This is a genomic window from Burkholderia glumae LMG 2196 = ATCC 33617, from assembly GCF_000960995.1.
GTDB lineage: Bacteria > Pseudomonadota > Gammaproteobacteria > Burkholderiales > Burkholderiaceae > Burkholderia > Burkholderia glumae.
Map to the genome: position 1 here is coordinate 2,107,208 of NZ_CP009434.1, position 22,963 is coordinate 2,130,170.

At 67.5% G+C, this 22,963-nt stretch carries 18 protein-coding genes; 13 read left to right on the forward strand and 5 right to left on the reverse strand.

The genetic code is table 11. From position 1 onward, the window contains the following. Positions 1-581: 581 nt before the first annotated feature. On the forward strand, positions 582-1,772 hold the full coding sequence (locus KS03_RS09670; RefSeq protein WP_012733697.1) for a porin: 1,191 nt from the start codon (positions 582-584) through the stop codon (positions 1,770-1,772). A 299-nt stretch (positions 1,773-2,071) separates the two neighbouring features. Further along, a complete protein-coding gene (locus KS03_RS09675; RefSeq protein ID WP_012733696.1) occupies positions 2,072-3,964 on the forward strand; it encodes a methyl-accepting chemotaxis protein in 1,893 nt (630 codons plus the stop codon). A 94-nt stretch (positions 3,965-4,058) separates the two neighbouring features. Here KS03_RS09675 and KS03_RS09680 read toward each other — a convergent pair whose 3' ends face one another. After that, positions 4,059-5,213 carry a hypothetical protein gene (locus KS03_RS09680; RefSeq protein ID WP_012733695.1) on the reverse strand — a complete coding sequence of 385 codons (1,155 nt, stop codon included), beginning with the start codon at positions 5,211-5,213 and terminating at the stop codon, positions 4,059-4,061. A gap of 962 nt (positions 5,214-6,175) precedes the next feature. Here KS03_RS09680 and KS03_RS09685 point away from each other — a divergent pair. Continuing rightward, positions 6,176-7,567: an MFS transporter gene (locus KS03_RS09685; RefSeq protein ID WP_012733694.1), complete on the forward strand. Its 1,392-nt coding sequence runs from the start codon at positions 6,176-6,178 to the stop codon at positions 7,565-7,567. Between the two features lie 430 nt (positions 7,568-7,997). Here the strand turns inward: KS03_RS09685 and KS03_RS31195 are convergent, their stop codons facing one another. Further along, positions 7,998-8,195 carry a hypothetical protein gene (locus KS03_RS31195; protein ID WP_127913908.1) on the reverse strand — a complete coding sequence of 66 codons (198 nt, stop codon included), beginning with the start codon at positions 8,193-8,195 and terminating at the stop codon, positions 7,998-8,000. Here KS03_RS31195 and KS03_RS09690 point away from each other — a divergent pair. Next, a complete protein-coding gene (locus KS03_RS09690; protein ID WP_012733693.1) occupies positions 8,181-9,041 on the forward strand; it encodes a phytanoyl-CoA dioxygenase family protein in 861 nt (286 codons plus the stop codon). The two genes, KS03_RS31195 and KS03_RS09690, sit on opposite strands and share 15 nt — an antisense overlap. A 47-nt stretch (positions 9,042-9,088) precedes the next feature. Then, positions 9,089-10,444, forward strand: a complete 1,356-nt coding sequence (locus tag KS03_RS09695; protein ID WP_012733692.1) for a 3-phosphoshikimate 1-carboxyvinyltransferase — start codon at positions 9,089-9,091, stop codon at positions 10,442-10,444. Positions 10,445-10,508: 64 nt separating this feature from the next. Here KS03_RS09695 and KS03_RS09700 read toward each other — a convergent pair whose 3' ends face one another. The 3 genes from KS03_RS09700 to KS03_RS32005 form a co-directional block, all read right to left on the reverse strand. Beyond that, on the reverse strand, positions 10,509-11,414 hold the full coding sequence (locus KS03_RS09700) for a LysR family transcriptional regulator (protein WP_012733691.1): 906 nt from the start codon (positions 11,412-11,414) through the stop codon (positions 10,509-10,511). Positions 11,415-12,165: 751 nt separating this feature from the next. Beyond that, positions 12,166-13,320 (reverse strand): flagellin, encoded by a 1,155-nt coding sequence (locus tag KS03_RS09705; protein WP_012733690.1) that lies wholly within the window; start codon positions 13,318-13,320, stop codon positions 12,166-12,168. A 457-nt stretch (positions 13,321-13,777) separates the two neighbouring features. Next, positions 13,778-13,921 carry a hypothetical protein gene (locus KS03_RS32005; protein ID WP_153478734.1) on the reverse strand — a complete coding sequence of 48 codons (144 nt, stop codon included), beginning with the start codon at positions 13,919-13,921 and terminating at the stop codon, positions 13,778-13,780. 267 nt (positions 13,922-14,188) lie between these two features. Between KS03_RS32005 and KS03_RS09710 the strand changes: the two genes are divergently transcribed. The 8 genes from KS03_RS09710 to KS03_RS09750 all read left to right on the forward strand — a co-directional run bounded on the left by KS03_RS09710 (position 14,189) and on the right by KS03_RS09750 (position 22,715). Then, entirely contained in the window at positions 14,189-14,752 is a 564-nt protein-coding gene (locus tag KS03_RS09710; protein ID WP_017432960.1) for a hypothetical protein, read from the forward strand. 44 nt (positions 14,753-14,796) lie between these two features. Further along, the gene (locus KS03_RS09715; protein ID WP_012733689.1) at positions 14,797-15,615 is read left to right on the forward strand and encodes a hypothetical protein; all 819 of its coding nucleotides are present in this window, start codon (positions 14,797-14,799) and stop codon (positions 15,613-15,615) included. 221 nt (positions 15,616-15,836) lie between these two features. Then, positions 15,837-16,766: a ribokinase gene (gene rbsK / locus KS03_RS09720; RefSeq protein ID WP_012733688.1), complete on the forward strand. Its 930-nt coding sequence runs from the start codon at positions 15,837-15,839 to the stop codon at positions 16,764-16,766. A 59-nt stretch (positions 16,767-16,825) separates the two neighbouring features. Beyond that, a complete protein-coding gene (locus tag KS03_RS09725) occupies positions 16,826-18,145 on the forward strand; it encodes an MFS transporter (protein ID WP_026051453.1) in 1,320 nt (439 codons plus the stop codon). A gap of 39 nt (positions 18,146-18,184) precedes the next feature. Further along, positions 18,185-19,144, forward strand: a complete 960-nt coding sequence (locus tag KS03_RS09730; protein WP_012733686.1) for a dihydrodipicolinate synthase family protein — start codon at positions 18,185-18,187, stop codon at positions 19,142-19,144. A gap of 63 nt (positions 19,145-19,207) precedes the next feature. Further along, on the forward strand, positions 19,208-20,320 hold the full coding sequence (locus KS03_RS09735) for a LacI family DNA-binding transcriptional regulator (RefSeq protein ID WP_230674454.1): 1,113 nt from the start codon (positions 19,208-19,210) through the stop codon (positions 20,318-20,320). Positions 20,321-20,805: 485 nt separating this feature from the next. Continuing rightward, positions 20,806-22,056: an MFS transporter gene (locus tag KS03_RS09745; RefSeq protein WP_012733684.1), complete on the forward strand. Its 1,251-nt coding sequence runs from the start codon at positions 20,806-20,808 to the stop codon at positions 22,054-22,056. After that, positions 22,053-22,715 (forward strand): HAD family hydrolase, encoded by a 663-nt coding sequence (locus KS03_RS09750; protein WP_012733683.1) that lies wholly within the window; start codon positions 22,053-22,055, stop codon positions 22,713-22,715. The genes KS03_RS09745 and KS03_RS09750 overlap by 4 nt, the downstream gene beginning before the upstream one ends. The last annotated feature ends 248 nt before the right edge of the window (positions 22,716-22,963 follow it).

The following is a 22,963-nucleotide window of genomic DNA, read 5'->3' on the forward strand; positions in this document are numbered from 1 at the left end:
GGCCCCTGACGCCCGCCTTGCCGCAACGGCACATGTCGGGCCGCATCGGCGGCGCTTCGCGCCGTGCGTGCCCGGTCGGTCCATCCGGCGCCGCGGCATGGACCACACAGGAGCACGCTGCCGGCCCGGCCGGGCCGCGCGTCGCACCGCGCCGAAGCTTGCGCGGCGCAAAACGGCGGCGCGACGGGAGGCGCGACGCCCGCCTCGGCGCTGAGCTTAACAGAGCTATCGCGCCGCGCGATAGGACATCCCGCTTCGAATTTACCCTGATTCAATTGCATATCGACTGATGGCATGGTTCGAAGCTGCTGCGCCGTCAGGCACAAAATCTGCATTACGAAGTGCTTGACACGCAGCACGAACGCTTCACGCCGCATCGGTCGTTTCCGGACGCACGTTCGAGGCCTGCCATCGAATCAAGGCAGACCAGCGAGCCGATATCGACGGCGGCGGCAGCGGGTTTAACTGGATGGTTAATGCTCGGCTTCGGCCAGGCCTGGCGCCGACAGCGGAGACAAGAACAACAGCCCGACGTTGCTCCGATCGGGGTTACGAGACACCTCAACGACAACTACCCACCCATGAAAAAAACAATCCTCGCGTGCGTCGCGCTCGGCACCCTGGCCGGCACCGCTCATGCGCAAAGCAGTGTGACCTTGTTCGGCATCATCGACGAAGGGATCGACATGGTCAGCAACAACAAGGGCGGCCATGTCTACCAGGCCGCGGGCAGCGTGATGCAGGGCAACCGCTTCGGGCTGACCGGCAGCGAAAACCTCGGCGGCGGGCTGAAGGCGGTGTTCATGCTCGAGAACGGTTTCAACGGCAACACCGGCGGGCTGAGCCAGAACGGCCTGATGTTCGGCCGTCAGGCATGGGTCGGTCTGGCGTCGCCCTACGGGACGGTCAGCTTCGGCCGCCAGTACGATTCGGTGTTCGACTACGCGGCACCGTTCGCGGCCGGCCAGCTCGGCGGCGGCGTGTATGGCGCGCACCCGGGCGACCTCGACAATTCCAACATCGACTACCACGCGAACAACTCCATCAAGTACGCGAGCCCCACCATCGGCGGCTTCCGCTTCGGCGGCCTGTACAGCCTTGGCGGCACGCCCGGCAATGTCACCAACAACGAAATCGTGTCGTTCGGCGCGGCCTTCAATCATGGGCCGGTCGCGCTCGGCGCCGCCTACCTGAACGCGCGCAACCCGGGCACCGGCATGTTCAGCACGGCGGCCTCGAGCCTGCCCGAGACGCTGATGACGCCGATCTACTCGGGCTTCATGAGCGCCAACACGTACCAGCTGATCGACGTGGGCGGCTCCTACGCGTTCGGTCCGGCCACGCTCGGCGCCACCTACAGCAATGCCAAGTTCATGAACCTCGGCAGCAATCCGATGCCGACCGGCGCCAAGGGACCGGCGGCCGGCTTCTCGCGCGGCAGCACGGCGACCTTCAACGACGTGCAGGTCAACTTTCAGTTCCAGTTCTCGCCCACGCTGCGCACGCTCGCGGCGGCCGATTACGTGACCCGCAACGCGCTCGCGCAGGCGAACGGCACGCCGGTCGATCGCGCCAAGTACCTGCAATACGAGCTGGCGCTCGACTATTCGCTGTCCAAGCGCACCGACGTGTACGTGCTCGGCGTCTACCAGCGCGCACTCGGCCAGGACTCGACGGGCGGCCCGGCCGTGGCGGCCATCACCGACACCATCGCGGTTTCGTCGAACGGCAAGCAGTTCGTCGCGCGCGTGGGGCTGCGGCACAAGTTCTGAGGTTCGGGACCCAGGATGGACCGGCGGTGCTCGCACGCATCGCCGGGTTCGAGACAGGCGCGGCGGACCGCCGTGCCTGCAGCGCATTTGATTAGGCTTCCTGCCGAATACCAGCCGCGCTCACCGGCGATCCACCGCTCTCCCCGCTTCGGCCTGCGCCCTGAGATTTCCGCGTCTTTGCCTTGATAGGGGTTTTCCCACCCCTCAAGAAAAGCTCCTGCGATGACGAGAACAAGTCTGCCGGCTGGGCTATCGAAGCCGCTTCCGGGCACGTCCCAACCATACTCGGAAGAATCGCCATGAAAGTCTCGAGTTCGATCGGCTTCAAGATCAACCTTGCCTTCGGTACGGCGCTGGTTCTCAGCGTTGCCATCCTGACCACCGTCGGCACGCTGAACGTGCGCCACCAGGCCATCAATGAGTTCGAGCAATCTAGCCGGGCGCGCATCACGCAGGCCGACGGCTCGCTCGACGGCACCTTCAGCGAAGTCGAGCAGAATCTGACGTATCTCGCGCAAACCCCCGAGCTGATGTCGGCCGACGCCACCATCACCAACTACCTGACGCACACCGGCAAGATGACGCCCGACAGCAACGGCGGCGTCGAGCAGCGCATTTTCACGGTGCTCAGGCAGTTCGGCGATGCGCACCCCGACATGCGCTACCTCGACATCGGCACGCACTGGGGCGGCTACGTGCAGTGGCCGATGGAGACCATGAACGGCGATCACTACGATCCGCGTCAGCGGCCGTGGTACATCGCTGCCATGGAGAGCCCGGGGCGCGTGGCGCGGCCCGCGCCGTACCTGAGTGCGGCCGGCTCCGGCGGCGCGATCATCCCGTTCGCAAGGGTGATCAGGAACGCCGGCGGCGAGGTGCTGGGCGCCCTCGAGGGCGACCTCTCCCTCGAAGGCTTCGCCAAGCTCACGAGCGACATCCACTTCGGCCAGAGCGGCTACCTGATCGTGACCGACAACAACGGCCGGGTGCTGATCGATCCGCGCGACAAGCGCCACGAATTCAAGGAGTTCAAGTCGCTCGGCGACGGCTACGCCCAGCTCGCGTCGGCCGCCGACGGCCGCACCGCCGTGACGATCGATTCGACCCCCTACCAGGCCTATGCCTACACCTCGCCCAAGAACGGCTGGCGCTATTACGCGCTCGAGCCGGAGGCGGAAATGATGGCCGCCGCGAACCGGCTGACCTTTCAGCTGGTGGGCACGGGCGCGCTGGTGATCGTGGTCGCGCTGCTCGCGATGGTCGTGCTGAGCCGGCAGATCGCGGTGCCGCTGCGCACGCTCGCGGGCTCGATGCACGAGATCGCGGTGGGCGACGGCGACCTGACCCGGCGCCTGCCGATCGTCAACAACGACGAGGTCGGGCTGCTGGCGGGCCGCTTCAATGCGTTCGTCGAGAAGCTGCACGGCGTGCTCGTCAAGGTGTCGTCGAGCATCTCGCACCTCGAAACCGCCTCGCGCGAAGTCTCGGCCGGCAACAACGACCTGTCGGCCCGCACCGAACAGCAGGCCGCCTCGATCCAGCAGACCGCGGCCAGCATGGAGCAGCTCGCCGGCACGGTGCGCGAGGCCGCCGACCGCGCCAAGCACGCCAATGCGATCGCATCCGGCGCCGTGGCCACCGCCCGCCGCGGTGACGAGGCGGTGGCCGACGCCGCGAAGACCATGCAGGCGGCCGTGAGCGAATCGGAACGCATCATCGGCATCGTCGGGATCATCGAGGGCATCGCGTTCCAGACCAACATCCTCGCGCTCAACGCGGCGGTGGAATCCGCGCGCGCCGGCGAGAGCGGCCGCGGTTTCGCGGTGGTGGCCTCCGAGGTGCGCAACCTCGCGCAGCGCTCGACCGATGCCGCCAAGGAGATCAAGTCGCTGCTCGAGACCTCGGTCGGCAACGTGCGCGAGGGTGCGAGCCGGATCGGGCTGGCCGGCCGGACCATCGCGGAGCTGAACGCGGCGGTGGGCAACGTCGCGCAGATCACCACCGAGATCGCCGCCGCGGCCAACGAACAGAGCCGCGCCATCGACGAGGTCAACCAGGCCGTCGCGTCGATGGACCAGAGCACCCAGCAGAACGCGGCGCTCGTCGAGGAAATCGCGGCGGCCTCCGAATCGCTGAGCGCGCAGGGGCGCGACCTGCACGCCACGGTCAGCTTCTTCAGGCTGCAGGCTTGAAGCCCGGAGCGGCGCGCGTGCCGCTGCGCCGAGGCGGCGCGGCCGCCTCGGCGTGGCTTCAGGCAGGCCTCAGGCGCGAAGCGCGATCATCGCGTCAGTTCGATTCGGTGAACTGGATCGACGGCGAGGTCGAGCCCGAGCCGGCGGATGCCGTGCATTTGCCGAGCGTGAGATTGTTGGTCTCGCCGGTGGTGCCGCCGCTGCTCGGCCCGACGCAACTCGGCGCGGCCGTCGAGCCGTCGTTCACCGCGACCTTGACGGTCAGCGAGGACCCTGAGTTGAAGTCCGCGCGCGAGCCGCCGGCGTTGCCCACGACATTGAATTCCGCCTGGGTCCAGCCGTTCGCGATATCCGACACGTTGTCCTTCACCGACGAACTGTAGGCCTGCGTGCCATAGGTGACGGTGGCCGTGTCGGTGCCGTTCGTGGTGGCGCTGCCCGACAGCTTCAGGCTCGCCAGCGCGGTAATCGGCAGCTGCTTGGCGACCACCACCGACGGGCTGTTGCGGTAGCAGTCGTCGCCGTCCTGGTCCTGGCCGGCGTCCGTATAGCCGCTGGGGCAGATGTTGGTGTTGCCGCCGTCCACGTCCTGGCCGTAATTGATGAGCCAGGTCTGGATGAACACGTCGGAGGTGCCGGTCAGCGCCGTGCCGGACGAATTCACGTCGTCCGACACCAGGATGTACTGCTGCCAGGCGAAGCATCCCGAATAGCCGTTGCACGCCGCCGAGCCCTGGAACAGGTTGGTGTTCAGCTGCAGCGTGTATTGATTCGCGCCCGTGATGCCGTTGCTCTGGCCGGAGCCGAACGGCGCGTTGACCCCCTTCTCCGAGCGCACGCCGCTGACCGACGGGAAGCTCCCCACCGCAGCGCTGATCAGCGCGCCGGCCGGCGCCTGGATCGAGTAATCGGTGCCGTTGCCGACCACCTGCTGCGAGGCGGCGCGAAACGCCCGCGTGGCGTTCAGCCGGGCGAGATTGGGGCGGGCGGATCGATAGCCCGATACCGGGCCGCACGCCACCTTGTTCCATTTCAGGTTCGGATAGCTGGCGTGATAGCAGCCCTCCGCCTGCGGCGCGAACTGCCGAACGTTCTCGCGCCAGTCGGCCTGCGCCGCGGCTTCGGCCTGCAGCTGCGCCTGGTCGACCAGCGCACCGGCCGTCGGTGCGGCATGGGCGGCCGGCAGCGCGGCCATTCCGATGCCAAGCCCCGCACCCAGGACCACCGCGGCGCGAGCAATGTCATGCATGTCAAGCAAGGTCCTCGATCGCATCTGTTTTCTCCAATGGAAGCAATGCTGTTTGGTGTCCGGCGTTCGGGGATTCGAAAGCCTGGACGTTCCGAACGACGATCCGCGGCAGACCCGGCGGCGCTACCGCCGGCCGGCCATGGACCACTTGCCAGCAAGGTGGCCAGTTCCTTGGGTGATGGCTTCACAAGGATGCAACGAGATCCCCCCTCGTCGGACGACAGCCGCCCGGCGCCGCGAGCGCCATCAGGCATTCGTCATGTCATCGACCCGGTATTCAAATTACGATCTGCAATCCGAACTATTCTTCTAGAAGCACGACCCATCCATGCTGCATGCGAACCGCACCCGCATCAGCGGCTCTCGCACCAAAGCAATGCAGGACTGCCAATCATATTGATATGATCGCGTCCAGCGAAAATCCGTCGCGGCGCTTATCCGAAACCGCGCGCTCTTTTCGTGAAATTGAATTTAAATATATCGTCGGGTTTCTGTAGGATTATGGGCAATCGAACCGACCGCTTTCGATTGGCAGGCAGAATGCAACCAAATATATTGTCCGTCAAACTTTTTTTGATGAAGCCGACAGCATTGTCATGATCGGCACGAAGCGGGCCGGCGATTGATGCGAGGAAGTAAAAGGTACTCGCAAATTCCAAAGAAAACGCACTCAATATCGACCGTCGGGCCGCTTGCAGCACGCCTACCGACCCGCTTGCCGGCCGCCCGCCATGGCCGCTTGCGGTGCCGTGGTCTCGCGGCGCCACCGGCAATCGTCGGCATGCAGGAATGAAAATGAAAGCATTGCCATCGATGCCGTGCCGCGGCCCGGCAAGGGCCGGCCGGCGGGCCGGGTCACCCCGCTTCACCATTCATTCAGCGGATATCTCCATTTCAAACATCCATTGGATTCATTCGCGAGGCGATGCGAGAGTATCCGCTCTCCCATTTCTCTCCTCGCCATGTCCGCCAACCACCTGCAGTCGCTGCGCGTCCCGCATCAGGACGGCCTGCCGACGAACCAACGGATCGCGGCGCTGATCGCCATTTCACTGGCCGTCGCAATGGCCACCCTCGACACCGCGATTACCAACACCGCCCTGCCCACCATCGCGGCCAGTATCGGTGCCGACCACGCCTCCGTGATCTGGGTGGTCAACGCCTATCAGCTGGCGATGGTCGCGACGCTGCTGCCGTTCGCGTCGCTGGGCGAGATCGCGGGACACCGGCGCGTCTACATCGCGGGGCTGGCGCTCTTCAGCGCCAGTTCGCTGGCCTGCGGCCTCGCGTGGTCGCTGCCCACGCTCGCCACGGCGCGCGCGCTGCAAGGCGTGGGAGCGGCCGCCATCATGAGCGTCAATACCGCGCTGGTCCGCTTCTCCTATCCGGCACGGCTGCTCGGGCGCGGCGTGGGACTGAACGCGCTGGTGGTGGCCGTGTCGTTCACGGTGGGCCCGACCGTGGCGTCGGCGATCCTGTCCGTGACGACCTGGCACTGGCTGTTCCTCGTCAACGTGCCGGTGGGCCTGGCCGCCATCGCGATGGCGGCCGGCACACTGCCGGTCACGCAACGCGCCCGGCACGGCTTCGACATGGCCGCCGCGCTGCTTTGCGCGATTTTCTTTGCATTCCTGATCCTTGGCCTGGGCACCATCGCGCACGATGGCATGACGCACACCGTCATCGCCGAATGGGTCATCGCAGCGCTGGGCGGCTACGCGCTGCTGCGGCGCCAGGCCAGCCATCCGGCGCCGATGCTGGCCGTGGACCTGTTCCGGCGCCCGGTGTTCTCGCTGTCCGCGCTCACCTCGGTCTGCTCGTTCGCCACGCAGGGCTGCGCGTTCGTCTCGCTGCCGTTCTTCCTGCAGATCGGGCTCGGCAACAGCCAGGTCGCCACGGGTTTCCTGATGACGCCCTGGCCCGCCGTGGTGGCGGTCATGGCGCCCATCGCCGGGCGCCTTTCGGATCGCTACCCGGCCGGCGTGCTCGGCAGCGTCGGGCTCCTGGCGCTGGCGATCGGCATGGCCTCGCTGGCCACGCTGCCGCCCGCGCCCTCGTCGTTCGCGCTCGTCTGGCGCATGGCGCTGTGCGGTGCCGGTTTCGGCTTCTTCCAGGCGCCGAACCTGAAGGCGCTGATGGGCAGCGCGCCGCCTCGGCGCAGCGGGGCGGCCAGCGGCATCGTCGCCACGGCACGCCTGCTCGGGCAGACGCTCGGCGCCGCGCTGGTGGCGCTGTGCTTTCACGCGGCGGGCACGCACGGCCCGATCGTCGCGCTCTGGACCGGCAGCGGGTTCGCGCTGATGGGCACCGTGGTCAGTTGCTTCCGCTTGCTGCCGTACCGGCGGCAAGCCTGAGCGCGCAACGTCCGGCCCGGCTCGCGGTGCGCATCACGCTCCGCGTCACGGCCGGCGATCGAATCATCCAGTGCCGGCAGCGATATTTTCGATTGCCATTTTTTTCGATTGACAGGCGAATTTAAAACTGCCCGGCCCCGCTCCCCGATCACGCTCTCCTACTCACGCCCATTATTCAAAAATCAGGCATGCCGCAGCGGATCGACTCATCCGAATTTTCATTCATCAAATAAATAACGGCATTTTAATTATCAACTTCAAATCCGCCAACCCGCTGCTTATGCTTGGTTCGCGCGGCGCTGCACACGACTTTCAGCGCGGGCCGAAACGCCGGCCGGCCTTGTTTCCGCACCACCGTAGCTGAGCGGCGCATCTCTTCCCTTTTTAGAAAGGCCTGGCAACTCTGTTGATCAACAGTTTGGCATGCTGATTATCCGGCCGCGCAACCTTGCAGCATCGCATCATCGGTAATTCTTTGCAGATTCGCTTCATCCAGCCCGGCACTCGTTTCAAAACCGACCAGCACGCGTCGGGATGGCAGCCACTCGCCATTCGAAACCGGCGCCAGCCCGCCTTGCGGCATTCGCTTTCTTTTTTCGATGAAGGAGAAGTGATGATTTCTGCTCAACAAGCCAGGTTCTACGCCCATCATGGTTTCGTGGTGGTCGACAATCTCTTCGATGCGGCCAAGGTCGGCGAGGCCATCCGCGCGATCGACGAACTGCTCGATCCGGCCAACCTCGGCAAGGCCTTCGAGATGGAGCCGCAGGACGGCGCAACGGTCCGGCGCATCTGGTCGCCCACGCAGAAGCACGAGGTGTTCGAGCGGCTGGCCGCCGATTCCGCGCTGCTCGACTGCATTCAGCAATTGATCGGCGACGACGTGATGTTCCATTACAGCAAGATCAACATGAAAGGGCCGAAGGTGGGCAGCATCGTGAAGTGGCACCAGGATTTTTCCTACTACCCTCACACCAACTCGGATCTGGTCACGGCGCTGATCTTCCTCGACGACGCGACCCGCGAAAACGGCTGCCTTCGCGTGATTCCCGGCTCGCACCGCCGCGGCCTCCGCTCCCATGAGATCGACGGCTATTTCCGCGGCACCGTGCGGGACGTGGCCGAGGCCGAGGCAGTGGAAGTCGAGGTCCAGTCCGGCGGCGTGCTGTTCCTGCATTGCCTGACCCTGCATGCGTCCGCGCGCAACACCTCGAACCTGCCGCGCCGCACCTTCCTGCCGGCCTACCGCGCCGCCGATTCGTTCCCGATCTACTTCGGGCCCCACGCGGCCCACAACGAGCCGGGCGTGCGGCTGCTGCGCGGGCAAGCGTCCCGCGTGGCGCGCGTGGAAGCCGGCCTGCATCACCTGCCGATCGCCGAGCGCGATTTCGGTTCGCTCTATGAAGTGCAAGAGGGCTCGCATCTGAACAAGCAGATGTCGGACATGAAGTCAGCCGGCTACGCGGTCGCGTGATGCGCCGCCTGCCGATCTCCCCGCCCCATCAGACAACCGAGGTCATCATGTACCTGAGAGTGAATCCCGCATCGCACCTGAAACCCGTGATGTCCGTGCCGGCCTCCAAGCCGGAGACCCAGCGCGCCATCGTCACCGCAAGCCTGGCCACCGGCCGCTCGCGCATCCACAACGACCTGCGCTGCCTCGAAACCGACACGATGAAAGCAGCCTGCCGCCAGCTCGGCGCGCGAATCAGCGAGCACGACGGCTTCCTTGAAGTCGACGGCGTGGGCGGCCAGTTCACGCACGACACCCTCGTGATCGACGCGAAGGGCTCGGGACTGGTGTTCCGCACGCTGTCGGCCATCACCTGCATGCGCCGCTCGCCCACCATCCTGACCGGCGATCACACGCTGCGCCGCCGGGTCATGAAGCCGCTGTTCGACGCGCTCGGCTCGCTCGGCGCGAACCTCCAGCACCTCGGCGATGCCGGCAAGGCGCCCGTGATCAACTGGGGGCAGCGGATCTCGCGCACGCATGCCGAGCTGCCCGGCGACGTCAGCTCGCAGTTCGTCACCGCGCTGCTGTTGCTCGCGCCGCTGTCGGACCAGCCCATCACGCTCCGTCAGCGCGAGCCGGTGCTGTCGAAATCGTACATCGCGCAGACCGTCGATTTCCTGCGCCGCGCGTCGATCGATATCGAGGTGGACGAGCGGTTCAGCCACTTCGCCGTGCGCCCGGGCGAGTACGTCGCGTTCGACTCGCGGATCAATGCCGACTACACCTCGCTGTCCTACCTGCTGTTCGCCTGCGCGGTGTTCCCCGGCGAGTACGTGATTCGCGGCATCACCAGCGACACGCTGCAGGGCGAGCAGATCTTCATCGACGTGGTGCAGGCGCTCGGCGTGAAGGTGATGCACGACGATGCCGCGCAGGAGCTGCTGGTGTCCAGCGTTCACGCCCGGCTGTCCGGCAGCCACGAGGTGGATGTCAGCGACGGCCCGAACATCATCCCGACGCTGGTCGCGCTGAGCCTGTTCGTTGAAGGTGAATTCCGCGTGGTGGGCGGCTCGGTCACGCGCCTGCACAAGTCCTCGCGCATCGAGTCGATGGTCACCGAGGCGGCCAAGCTCGGTGCCGACATCAAGCTGCTCTGGAACCGGCAGGGCGATATCGACGGCTTCGTCACGCGCGGCAGGAGCGACTACGAGGGCGGCGAGATCCTCACCAGCTGCGGCGACCATCGCAACTTCATGTCGCTGTTCGTCGCCTCGCTGAAGTTCCGGCGCCCGTGCCACATCGACGGCTTCCAGGACGTGATCTGCTCGTTTCCCGAGTTCCTCACGCAGTTCGAGGCGCTCGGCGCGTCGTTCTCGCCGGTGCCAAGCGTCGTCTCCGGCCCGGCCGTGATCGACGAGTAGGGCCGCAGCCGCGCTTGCCCTCGCCCCCGCGCCGCACGGCACGGGCGGCGGGCGCGCGCGGGCGCTAGGTCAGGCCGCCGGCCGCCGTGCGAATCCGCTCGCGCATCCACGCCTGCGCGGGCACGCTGTCGTGGCGCCGGTGCCAGTACATCGACCAATGAAACCGCGTCGATTCGAACGGCAGCGCCTTGATCACGAGACCGTCCTGCGCGAAGCGCCGCGCCAGCCGCTCGGACATCACCGCGATCATCGAGGAGTGGCGCAACAAGTGCGGAACCACGAGCCAGTGCGGCACGTTCAGCGCCACGCTCCTGACCCGCTGCATCCGCGCCAGCGCGGCGTCCACGTAGCGGCCGTCGGTTGCGCTGATCGACACCTTGAGATGCGGCAGCGCGAGAAACAGCTCCATCGTCATTTCGTCCCCGGCGTGCCGGTGCTCGCGCGCCAGCACGCACACCATGCGATCCTCGAACAGCGGCGTCGCGCGCACCGCGCCCGTATGCTCCAGGCCCATGCTCACCGCAAGATCGATATCGTCCACGTCGAGCGCCGCCACGGTCTGGCGCGGCGGCAGGTGCACCACGTCGATCGTCACCCGCGGCGCCAGCTGCCCGAGCTGTTCGAGCAGGGCCGGCATCAGCAGATGCTCGAGCACGTCCGACATGCGAAGCCGGTAATGCTGGGCGCTCGTGGCGGGATCGAACGAACTGCTCGATTTGATCAGCCGCTCGGCCTGGCGCAGCAGTTGCCGCAGCGGCTCCTCCAGCTCCAGCGCGCGCGGCGTCGGCTCCATGCCCGAGGCGTTGCGGATCAGCAGATCGTCCTGCAGCAGCGTTCGCAGGCGCCCGAGCGCACTGCTCATCGCCGACTGGCTCAGCCCGATCTTGGTGGCCGCCCGCGTCACGTGCTTTTCGCTCAGCAGCGCATCGAGCACCACCAGCAGGTTCAGATCAACGCTGCGTAGATTCATAGGGACTGGCGCTCTGGTGGGTTGAGACGAGGCTCGGGACACGCGCCGGCATGGCGCGACACGACGGGCCGCGCACCGGATCGAAGCCGGCGGCGGAGGATCCTGGCGCCTTGGCGACGGCCTCGCGGCGGCGCCTGCCTTGCCGGACGCGGCAAGCGGGTCGCGCAAAGCCGGCGCGCCGCGGCTTGTCGTGCCCGCGGCGAGCCGCCGGCGGCCCCCATCGGCCATAGTTTATGCCCCGGCCGCGAGCTTGCGGACGGGCGGCTTTTTTTATTCGTCGTCGTGTCGAATTTGCCCCGGTATCTCCGGACAGACCGCGAGCCGGGCCGTGGCGGCCGCGAGCGAGCGGGCGGCAGCTTCAGCCACGACATCGCATAGTGGCCGGCATTGTTGCGCGGAATGTCGATACAAGGGCATTGCAGAGGACTACCCAATATCCACTGCGGCTTGCCGCGTCGGTTCCGGTTCAGCCAGGCGTGGCCACGGAGGCGAGGCGCGGGGAATTGGTGTTGCGAGCCGTATGGGCTTGCCCCCACCGCTTTGCCGCGACCTGGTGCAACCGACGCTTCGGGGAAACGTCCGCGTGACGGCGCCAAGCCGGGCCGCCAGCATGGCTTGCCTGGATTGCCCTGGACCGGGCCCGCAAGGCATCAAATGCGACGGACCGGCATCGTTACCGATTGCCGGTCCGTATCCTGGCCGAGAAAACGCCTTACCGCCAGCGGCTAGCCTTGCTCGGCCCGCCTGTCGCTTACTGCAGCAGCTTCAGAACCTGCTGCGGCAGCGAGTTGGCTTGTGCCAGCACCGAGATGCCGGCCTGTTGCAGCACCTGCGCCTTGCTCAGCGCCGCCGTTTCCTGCGCGAAGTCCGCGCTCTGGATCTGCGATTGCGCCGACGACAGGTTCGTCGAGTTGGCCTGCTGCGTCTGCGCGATGCCTTGCAGACGGTTCTGGGTCGCGCCGAGCGTGGCCTGCAGGTTGTTGATGGTGGACAGCGCGTTGGCGACCGACACGATGGCCTGGTTGGCGCTCGTCGCGTTGTTGATGTTCAGGCTCGACACGGTCGGCGGTGCGTTCACCGAGTTGATCTGCGAGATCATGTTGGCCGCCGCGCTGGCTTGGGCCGTCGTCATGCCGCTGGTGGCGCCGGTGGCGAGCGTCAGGTTCGTGACCGCCGTACCCGTGCCGGCTGCCGTGCCCGTCGTGAAGATCGCGCCGACTGCCGTCGTGCTCAGTGCCTGGCCGTTCTGATCCGTGAACGTGAAGCCGCCCTTGCCGTCCGACAGCACGTTGACCGAGGTGATGGCCGGTTGTGCCGCCGTGGTGGCCGCGCCGTTCGCGTCGAGGCTCATGTTCTGGATCGTGCCGACGTTGGTGCCCGATTGCACCAGGCCGCCGCCGATCTTCGCCGCCGACAGGCTTTGGCTCAGGTCCAGGCTGACCGTCTGGCCGACGTTCGCGCCGATCTGGAACGTCACGATCCCGGCCGAACCGTCGAGCAGGTTCTTGCCGTTGAAGTTCGTTTGGGCAGCAATCCGGTTCACTTCCTGGATCTGCTGGGCCACTTCCTTCTCGGCCGCGGCCTGGTCGCTCGACGACAGCGTGCCGGTGGCCGCTTGCGTCGCCAGCGTGCTGATACGCTGCAGGCTGCTCGTCAGCGACGAGAGCTGGCTCGACGTCGTTTGGATCAGCGAGACGGCGTCGTTGGTGTTCTGCACGCCCTGGTTCAGGCCGTTGATCTGCGTTTGCATACGCGTGGCGATCGCCAGACCGGCGGCATCGTCAGCGGCGCTGTTGATGCGGTTGCCCGACGACAGGCGCGTGATGGCTTGCGACAGGGCGCTCTGCGAGCCGTTCAGGTTTTGCTGAGCGACCAGCGAGTTGACGTTAGTATTGATTCCGAGCATGTTGCCTTCCCAATGTGTAAATCGAAACAAAAATTATTGCGGGGCGGTTATCTCCAAAAACCCCTAATAATAGAAATTTCATCCCTCCTCCGCCGCACGCAGCGAAACAGCAACCGTGCCGACAACGCCTACTACGCAAATTCTTTGCAGAACTCGAATGACGTGTTTCAATCCTGTGTCAGTCGATGCCGGGAGCCGCGATGATGGTGCGGTGCCTGCAAGCATTTTTACGGCACGGCCCGTCAAAACTTGAGCGATCCTTTCCAGGGCGCGCGGAGCGTCCATCGTGGCCGGCAACCGGCCCGGTCCGACCTTGCTACGCGACGACGCGAGCGCGGGCATGCCGCGCCTGCACAACGCTATCCGGGCCGATAAGGTCGTGCCGCCGGCCGGCATCGAATTGCCTGGCAGCCGGCCGCTTCCAGTCGCACCGGAATCCGTCCATTGCTGCAAATATTCACGGACTCGCCGGTGGGCCGAGCACCGGAAGACACACCGCCTCGTTCGAGCCGATGCCGGGCGCCCATGCCTCGACCCAGCGCTGCGGTGCCGGCGTGGCGCCCTCTACCAGGCCGTTGCCATACTGTTTCCCGGATGTCATGCGCAAAGTTCGGCGGGAAAGTTCGGCGTCTCAGGACGGCACATATGCCGCTCGCGTCGCCTCGACAAGGGGTAGGACACCCCTGAAGACCTCGCTTGCCTGGTTACGGTCAAGATATTTCAACAGCCTGCTCTAGCCGATTATCCGGATATGTGCTGTCATGCCATCTTCAATCTTGCTTGGCATGCTTAACGAATATTTTGTTCGTCAAAAAGTGATGAACAGCCAAGCAAATTCAGAATAAACAAGAAACAATCGAGGACAACGATGCGCTGGAAATATTTCGTCGCCGCGGGACTCGCGGCGGGCGTGCTCGTGTGGTTTTTTTCAGGCATGGCGCGGGACGCGTCCACTTCGGCAGGCCAGGCCGCGCCTGCTGCCCGGCCCGCCGCCGCGCCGATGGCAAGCCGGTTCTCCGGCACCTCGTCGGCTTCGGCGCCGCGCCGCGCACCGCCCCCCCTGCCTTCCCGCGTCATCGAGCACATCGCGTCCGACTATGCGAATTCCGCCGTCACCCGCGAAGCCCTCACGCAGATCGCCTACGGCTGGAGCCAGGCCATTCATGACGTGCACAACCCTGCCGAGGCGAAGGATGCCGGCAACGCCATCGCCAAGGGCATTGCATGCGCGCTGAGCCAGGCCGTGCTCGCCAAGTCCGGCGTCGACCAGCAGGCCATGCTGGGCCGCATCAAGGAGACGCGCGCGGTGATGCTCGATACCGAGGCCGACACGCAGGCCTACATCCGTTTTCAATCGCTTGCCGGTGGCCAGTACTTCGACGATCCCGGTCCCCGCTCCTGCGGCTTCGACCCGGGCTCGCTACAGAACTGAGCATGCGGTGCCGTGCCCTCCCCTCACTCAAGGATCCCTGCCCGATGAAAAAACTCGCCAGCCTGATGATGTGCGGCTCGCTGCTCGCGCTGCCCTATTCGCTGCCATTGAATGCGGCGCCGGCCGTGGCCGCCGCCGCGCCCTCGAACGCGGCGATCGTGTTCGTCAACGGCATCAACAACACCTTCGACGATGCGATCGCGAACCTGCAGGTGCTCAAGACCCAGCTGAACGCGCGCAATGCGAACAATGCCTATGTGTATGGCAACGCCTACAACGCGACGCAGGGCGCCTTCAGCGATCTTTACCAGGTGTTCAAGCAAAAGGCGGTCGAGGGATCGAGTCCGGCCGATTTCTGGCGCGCGGTCGACGGCGACAGCCTGCCGGCGAGCGGCATGGACGCCGCGCTCGAACAGAAATACATCGATATCCTGACCAAGAACGAGGTGCCGGAACTGCCGGACCATCTGAACCAGTATCGCGCGTATCTGAAGCAGAAGCGCGGAATCGTGCTGGTCGGCCACTCCCAGGGTTCCTTGTATGCCAACTTCGAGACGAACGTGCTGATCACCGGCCCCGAGCACGCACAAGGCAGGATCAGCACGGTCAATGTCGGCAACGCGGCGCGCTATCTGCTGCCGGGCTCCAGTTACCTGACCTCGAGCTCGGACGCCGTGATCGGAAGCCTCGGCCTCGTGCAGACGGTATTGCCCGCGAACTTCTCGATGGGCGTGCATCTCCTGACCGATCCCGCGGGTCATTCGTTCTCGAAGATCTACATGAACCCGTCGTTCGGCTCGGCCAGCCAGATCCTGACGCAGGTGTCGCAGCAGGCGAACAGCGCGTCCGCCGCCGCGCGCTGAGCACGTACGCGTCGCCCACAGGGGAACCCGAAGCCCGGCTTAAGGAGTTCCCCTACTGCCGGCCCTCGCTGCTTGCCTGCTATGCTCCGGCATCGTCCATGTAAGCGCTAACATTTCACGTCCTCATTCCCGTCACCGCCGATTTGCCCATGCAAAATTCCTGCACGCCCCAAAATGTAAGCGCTAACATCACGCCGACGAATCCGCGGGCGCCAGCCTCGGTGCTGGTGGTCGGCAGCGCGAACATGGATCTCACGGTGCAGGCCAAGCGCCTGCCCGCACGCGGGGAAACCTTGCTGGGCGGGGATCTGGCGACGTTCGGCGGCGGCAAGGGCGCCAATCAGGCGGTGGCCGCGGCGCGCCTGGGCGCGTCGGTGGCGATGCTCGGCTGCGTCGGTGCCGACGATTTCGGCGCGCAGCTTCGGGACGGCCTGCAGGCCGAACGGATCGACACTGCCCATCTGCACACGATCGCCGGCGCCACGAGCGGCACCGCCGTCATCACGGTGGCCGAGGACGGCGCGAACACGATCGTGGTCTCGCCGGGCGCCAACGCCCGCCTCGCGCCCGATCATGTCGAGGCGGCACGCGAGGCCATCGGCGCGGCCGGCCTGCTGATCTGCCAGCTCGAGGTGCCGCTCGATACGGTGCTGCACGCCGTGGCGCTCGCCGCACGGGCCGGCACGCCGGTGCTGCTGAACCCCGCGCCGGCGCAGCCGCTCCCGGACGCGCTGTACCGGCAGATCGACTTCCTGATCCTCAACGAGACCGAAGCGCAACTGCTGAGCGGCCTGCCCGTCGACGGCCCTGCCTCGGCCCGCGAAGCCGCGGCCTGGCTGCTCGCGAAAGGCGTGCAGACGGTGATCGTCACGCTCGGCGCGCAGGGCGTCTGGTATGCACACGGCGGCGAGGCCGGCCATCTGCCCGCGCCGCGTGTCGAGGCGGTCGATACCACGGCCGCCGGCGACACCTTCGTCGGCGGTTTCGCCGCCGAGCACGTGCGCGGCGCGAGCCTGCGCGAGGCGATCGAATTCGGCCAGCAGGCCGCCGCGCTCAGCGTTCAGCGTCAGGGCGCGCAGGCATCCATCCCGACGCAGGCCGAGGCCCGGGCGCGAACCGCGTCCGGGCCCGCCGCCCTCGCCGCCCGATAGACCCGCCTGCGCGCAGCCGCTGCCGCAGCCCCACAAGAAGACGCATGGAGACGACCAGCATGAAACCAAGCCTCACGCCCGAGCAGACCCCACCCCGCGTGCGCCGCGCCCAGATCGTGGCCCTCACGCTGCTGATGGTGAGCGGCATCGTCAACTACCTGGACCGCGGCACGCTCGCGGTCGCCAATCCGCTGATCCGCAACGATCTCGGCCTCTCGCTCGGCGAAATGGGGCTGCTGCTGTCGGCCTTCTCGTGGAGCTACGCCCTGTTCCAACTGCCGGTCGGCGGTCTCGTCGATCGCATCGGGCCGCGCCGGCTGCTCGGCATCGGCCTGATCGTCTGGTCGCTCGCGCAGGCCGCGGGCGGCATGGTCTCGACCTTCGGCTGGTTCATCGTCGCGCGCATCGTGCTCGGCATCGGCGAGTCGCCGCAGTTTCCGTCCGCCGCGCGCGTGGTGAGCAACTGGTTTCCGCTGCGCTCGCGCGGCAAGCCGACCGGGATCTTCAATGCCGCCTCGCCGCTCGGCACCGCGCTCGCCCCGCTCTGCCTGTCGCTGCTCGTCGCCGAATTCCACTGGCGCTGGGCCTTCATCGTCACCGGCGCGCTCGGCCTCGTCGTCGCGGTGATCTGGCTTGCCGTCTATCGCGACCCGAACCCGTCGGTGCTGACGGCCGAGGAAGCCCGTTATCTGCAGGGCGGCGCGGCCGAGACGCCGGCCGCCGAACGCCTGAGCTTCGCCGACTGGCGTGCCCTGTTCTCGAACCTGACCACCTGGGGCATGCTGATCGGCTTCTTCGGCTCGGTCTACCTGAACTGGGTCTACCTGACCTGGCTGCCCGGCTATCTGACGATGCAGCGCCACATGACGCTGCTCCATACCGGCATGGCCGCCTCGCTGCCCTTCTTCTGCGGCTTCCTCGGCGCGCTGGGCGCGGGCTGGTTCTCCGACCTCATCACGAAGCACAGCACCTCGCCGGTGGCGAGCCGGCGCAACGCGGTGGTGATCGCGATGCTCGGCATGGTGGCCTTCACGGTGCCGGCCGCGCTGGTGGAAAGCAATACGGTGGCCATCGTCTGCATCTCGGTGGTGATCTTCCTGGCCAATGCCGCCTCGGCCTGCTCCTGGGCGCTCGCGACGGCCGCGGCACCGCCCAATCGCGTCGGCTCGCTCGGCGCGATCCAGAATTTCGGCGGCTTTCTCGGCGGCGCGCTGGCGCCCATCCTCACCGGCTACATCGCGCAGGCCTGGTCCTTCGTGCCGGCCCTGCTGACTGCCGCCGCGATCGCCTTCGTCGGTGCGATGAGCTACCTGTTCCTGGTGCGCAAGCCGATCGAAGGCGAGGCGCAACCCGCCAGCACGGTGCGTGCGCCGGCTTGAGCCGCCCCTACCCCACTCCCCACACGGCAGGACATCGACATGACATCCCCCCTCTCACCGGCACGCGCGCCGCAACCGATCGAAGGCATCGTTCCCGTCATGCTGACGCCGTTCGACCAGGACGGCGCGATCGACTACGCCGGGCTCGAACGGCTGATCGAGTGGTATCTCGCGCACGGCAGCGACGCGCTGTTCGCGGTCGCCCAGTCCAGCGAAATGCAGTTCCTGAGTCTGGCCGAGCGCGGCGCGCTGGGCCGCTTCGTGGTCGAGCGCGTGGCCGGCCGGGTGCCGGTGGTGGTGTCTGGCCACATCAGCGACGACCCCGACGCGCAGGCCGAGGAGTTGAACGTTGCGGCCGCAACGGGTGCGGACGGCATCGTGCTGGTGACGAACCGGCTCGATCCGCGCCGCGAGGGCAGCGAGGCGTTCGCGGCGAACCTGCACCGCTTGCTCAAGCGCCTGCCGTCCGACATCGCGTTGGGTCTGTACGAATGCCCGGCGCCTTACCGGCGCCTGCTGTCCGACGACGAGCTCAAGCTCTGCATCGACACGGGCCGCTTCGTGATGCTCAAGGACGTCAGCTGCGAGCTCGACACGGTCAAGCGCCGCGTCGCACTGGCCCAGGGCTCGCCGATGACGATCCTCAACGCGAATGCCGCGATCGCCTGGGATGCGATGAAGGCCGGCTCGGGCGGATTCAACGGCGTGTTTACGAATTTCCATCCGGATCTGTACCACTGGCTGCGCAATCGTGCCGACGAGCACCCCGCGCTGGCCCAGGAGCTCTCGACCTTCCTGGTGCTGTCGGCGGTGTCCGAGGCGCTTGGTTATCCGGCTCTCGCGAAGCTCTATCACCAGCGCATCGGCACCTTCCAGTCGATCCGCTGCCGCGCGATCGACTACGACGTGCGCGAGCGCTTCTGGGCGCTCGATGCCGTGCTCGACAAGATCGTCGAGGGCACCGAGCATTTCCGCGCGCGCATCGCCGCCGGAGCCTGAGCGGGGCGCCGCCCGGTCCGCAGCGGGTAAGATGGCGAACCGCCTGCACGAAACCGACTGTCGATGCCCCGCTCCTCCGATTCCGCCGCCGCCCCGGCCCCTGAAGACGGCGAACCGTTGCCGGCCCAGCGCTCGACCGGCGCACGCGCGCGCCGCGGCAGCGGGCGGGCGGTCCTGTCCGACGTGGCGAAGCGCGCCGGGGTGTCGACCGCCACGGTCTCGCGCGTCTACAACGAGCCCGGCAAGGTGTCGGAGCGCGTGCGCGCGCGCGTCGAGCAGGCCGCGCTGGAACTGAACTGGTTCCCCAATGCGGCCGGGCGAGCGCTGGCCTCCACCCGCAGCCATATCGCCGGCATCGTCATCCCCACGCTCGACGATCAGGTGTTCGCCTCGCTGGTCAGCGGCATGCAGGCCAGCTTCGCCGCGCGCGGCATCACGCTGTTTCTCGGCTGCTCGAACTACGACCCGAACGAGGCGCTGTCGCAGGTTCATGCGATGCTCGCGCGCGGCGTGGAAGCGATCGCGGTGGTGGGCGAGGCGCATCCGCCGGCGCTGTTCGATGCGCTGCGCGTCTGGCGGGTGCCCTATGTGGTGCTGTACGCGTGGCGCGAGGGCAGCCCGCACGACTGCATCGGCTTCGACAACCACGCCGCCTACGGCGAGATCACCGAGCACCTGGTCGGGCTGGGCCATCGCGCTTTCGCGGTCTGCCTCCAGTCGACCCACGGCAACGACCGCGTGCAGGCCCGGCTGGCGGGCATCGGCGCGGCGCTTGCGCGCCATGGCCTGACGGTGCGGCCGGAGCATCGGTTCGAGGGAGACGCCACGCTCGATTTCGGCCGGCGCGCCCTGCGCTCGATCTGGCAGCAAGCCGGACCGCGGCCGAGCGCGATCATCTGCGGCAACGACCATATCGCGCTGGGGGTGCTGCGGGAAGCGGAAGAGCTGGGGATTGCCGTGCCCGGGCAGTTGTCCGTGACCGGCTTCGACGATTTGGCGATCGCGCGCGAGGCGCGGCCGTCGCTGACCACGATGCATGTGGATACGCGCGAGATCGGCGTGGTAGCGGCGCGGCATCTGCTGGATGCGCTGGACGGCAAGCCGCGGCGGCACGGGCATGTGGTGCCGGCGGTCTTGAAGATGCGCGGGTCGACGGGGCCTTGCAGCGGCAGCTAGTGCCGTGTTCAGGGCCCGCCCCGGGCATCCCCGCATCGCGAGCCGATGACGTCGCGTTGCGCAGCCGGAAACGGCCCCGTTCGAGCCTGGCGGCTCAGCGGCCCGATGAGGCATGCTCCGCGACGCTGCCCGCGCCCCGAGCGGCGGCATGATCGCCTAGGATGTTCCGCTTGAAAGGCGCAGGACCGTCCGAGCGAGCAAGGCCACGGCGCTACGAGTTCGAGGTGTACGGCTCCTCGCATTGCCTGCCCGCGCAGCGCGCGCCCGGCTCGATGCCATCGCCCGAAGCCGCCACGATCAGCCGGCACTATGGCACAGTGGAGCCTGTCGCGACGCGGGCGCGGGCCGCCGCTGTCGCGCACCAGCCGAGACCGGCGTCGCCAACGATCTCGATGTCACGCCCGAACCGGCGCCGCTCGATCTGCCCGGGCCGCCGCCGCGTGTGCCGCACGCCGGCGCCCTCTCCACGACCACCCTGCTCCGACATGACCGATTCCGTTTCCCCCGAGGCCGGCCGCGCGCCGGCCACCCGCCTCGATGCCGGCCGCCCGTGGATGCTCTATCTGATGTTCGGCCTGTACGGCGTACAGCAGGGCATGCTCGGCCCGGCCATGCCGTTCGTGCGCGCCGAACTCGGCCTCGACCTGCGTGCCGTCGGCCTGCACTTCGCCGCCTATGCGCTTGGCCTGGTGGCGATCGGCCTGCCCTATCGCTGGCTCACGCGCCGCCGCCTGCCCACCGGCCTCGGCCAGATCGCGATCCTCTCGATCGTGGTGTCGAGCGGCCTGTTCTCGCTCGCGCGCGCGCTGCCCGTCACGCTGCTGGCGGCCGTCGCGATGGGCCTGTCGGGCGGCCTCGTGCTCGCCATCGGTCAGGCCAAGCTCGGCGCGCGCTATCGCGAGCAGGCTGCCGCGCGGCTGGTGGAGGCACACGTGGTGGCCGGGCTGTGCGTGCTGGGCGGCGCGCTGCTGATCGGCGCCGCGACCTCGGCCGGCGCATCGTGGCGCGTCGCGCCGGTGCTGGTGGCGCTGATCGCGGTGGCGCTGGCCGCGTGGCCGGTGCCGGCCTATCGTCGCGACGAGGCCGCGCTGCACGCCGGCCCCGGCGCGCCCGGGCAACCGGCAGCCGGTGCCGCGGCGCGGGCGCCGCGCGCACTGCTGGTGAGCCTGTGGGCGCTGGTGATCCTCGGCATCTCGGGTGAATGGGGCGTCGGCTTCTGGGGTGCCGAGTTCCTGAAGGACACCGTGGCCGGCAACGCCTCGGCCGCCGCCACGCTGATGAGCGTCTATTTCGGCGGCACCGTGGCCGGCCGCCTCGCCAGCAGCGCGCTGCTGCGCCGACTGCACCCGCTCACGCTGCTGGCCGCGGTCGCGCTCGGCGCGATCGCGGTGTTCTGCGCGCTGCACGCCACCCGCGACCTGGCCGTCACCACCGCGCTCACCGCGCTGCTCGGCGCCTGTCTCGGCAACTTCTTCCCGCTGATCCTCGGCGCGGCGATGCGCGCCGCGCCCGACGCCGGGCCGACCCTGAGCGCGCGCGCCTCGCAGGCGGTGGGCGTCGCGCTGCTGGTCGCGCCGTTCCTGCTCGGCATGCTGTCGGAGCACATCGGCATGCGCGCCGCGTTCTCGCTGTTGGTGGCGTGCCCGCTCCTGATGCTGCCGTTCCTGCCCGGGCTGCGCGAGCCAAGACCGCGCACCGCCCATTACCAAGCCTCAGAAGGAGTCTCCCCGAAGTGAGCGACATCACGTTCCTGTTCGACCTCGACGGTACGCTCGTCGATACCGACGCCCTGCACCTGAACGCCTACAACACGCTGCTCGCGCGCTGGCAGCGCGCGATCGATCTCGACTACTACAAGACGCACGTGATGGGCTTTCCCGACCACATGATCTTCGGCGGCCTGTTTCCCGGCATGCCGGCGGCCGAGTTCACGGCGCTGGCGGCCGAGAAGGAGCAACTGTTTCGCGATCAGCTCGGCGCGCGCCTCACGCCGACGGCCGGCACCGAGGCGCTGCTGCGCCGCATCGAGCGCGCCGGCGCGCGCAGCGCCGTGGTCACCAACGCGCCGCGCGAGAATGCCCGGATGATGCTGGAGGCGCTCGGTCTCGCCGCCCGCTTCGAGACGCTCGTGATCGGCGGCGAACTCGCGCACGGCAAGCCGCATCCGCTGCCCTACCTCACCGCGCTCGAGGCGCTCGGCGGCGATGCCGCGCGCGCGGTGGCGTTCGAGGATTCGGCCTCGGGCGTGCGCTCGGCCAGCGCGGCCGGCATCCATACCTTCGGCATGCGCACCGCGCTCGGCGACACGCAGTTGCGCGAGGCCGGCGCGCACCAGACGATCCGCGATTTCGAGGACCCCGCGCTCGCGCAGTGGCTGGCGCACCTGGGCGTTTGAACCGCGCTGAACCGCGCTGAACCGCGCGCCGTGGGCGCGCGGGGGCGACGGCCGGACTTGTCCGGATCTTTCCGGCCTCGGAAGACAACCGTGACGATCCGCTCGAATTCGCCGGAGCCGGTCCGGACGCGCCGCTGGTGGCTCGCTCAGCACCGGGTGAGCGCTTGCCGGTGACCGTGCTCAGCCACGGATGTCGTGCCTCAACCCAGAGGCGCTTGGGGCTGTCTGGCCATCGGCCGGCAGCCACG